The 1,382-nt window shown below is 38.4% G+C and carries 1 protein-coding gene; it reads left to right on the top strand.

The features are described 5' to 3' along the window. Positions 1–1,382: hypothetical protein (locus KDK17_RS18865; protein ID WP_257255489.1), on the top strand; the 1,382-nt coding region annotated here is incomplete at both ends.

The raw sequence follows: 1,382 nt of genomic DNA on the forward strand, positions 1-1,382 counted from the left end.
ATGAATCACGAAAATGAGTTAGGCAAAAAAGTGGATGAGCATTCAGAAGAATCGGCAGGAGCAGCAGCACAGCAGCCGCGGCCTTTAATTGAAATTCCGCTCCCGCTATTGGACCATGACTGTATTTATGACATTCTCCAAGTGGTGGATACAGGCCTTGATGCAGACACTTTAAGGACTATATTGAGCCATGTTCCGGAAATCCTTCCCAAAGAGAGCCTGACCATTGCAAACATGATTCAGCAATTGATAAAGACGCTCCACCTCACAGTTAATGAAGACGAGAATGATTTGATGGCAATTCTATATTCTGTCCAGGGTATAGAATCACCTATCGATACCTACTTTCCAGACCAAAAAATAAACCTCGTGATATTCATGGCAAGTTACTATGCAGCCATTCATTCAAATGGAGCCACCCCTGAAGCAGCTCATTTCTTTTTTAACTCATTCCTGCTTAAAGCTATCTTCTTGTCTTGTATCGGGATACTTCATAACAACAAAGGTGAGCTTCTAGGCAATAAAGAGCCCATAAAAGATCACGAAGTTTTAAAAGCAAATGTTAAAGAATCTGTTTCCGTCATCTCTACTATAAAATATTTGAAAGAAATTAACATCAGGCATATACAACAATTGGATAATACCTTAAAGGCTGAAAAGTCCGAGACATTAATCGATCCAATTATAAAAGCCGCTTCCGCTCTTCTCAACTGTGCCTTTGATGTGAACTCAATACCGTATCATCAGCGGAATATTAAATCAGATGAGCGAATGTTAGTGCTAATAAAAGAATATGGTGAAAAAAACCCTGAATTAGTTGCTTCAATCAATCAGTTCGAGAATCTCATTAATTCTATATACATGTTTCTTGATCCTTTCCTTATAGAATCAGCAGGTGGACACCTTCGCAATTTCTCGAGTTATTTTAGAAAATCAAACTGGGATGATACCGTTACTAACTCTACAAACAAAAAAGGCAAAGAACAGAAATTATTTGCAATATTCGAAGAGGTAATAAATGACGCAATACACAACGTGGGAAATGAAGACCCTCACATATTTCAAGAATTACTTATAGCCCTGTCAAATTACATAGAACAACAATTACAAAAAACATTTCCTGATGCAAATGAATACCAAGTCATAATGGTAACCCTCGGTACAGGATTTGTCGGCCTGCTGGAACAATCACAGACTACCTTGGCAAGGTATGAACAAACTATTGGTAGCGATATCAATCAGCCGTCTAACAGAGCCCAACATGACGAGGCAGCAAAGGGACAAGAAGGAAAAGAACTTAGCAAAGTACAAAGGAAGAGAAAACTTATGAAAGAACGCATAAAATACTTGAGTGATTTCGTCGATTGGTTCAGGAGTCACTA

Origin of the sequence: Endozoicomonas sp. SESOKO2 (assembly GCF_024606245.1) — a bacterium.
GTDB lineage: Bacteria > Pseudomonadota > Gammaproteobacteria > Pseudomonadales > Endozoicomonadaceae > Endozoicomonas_A.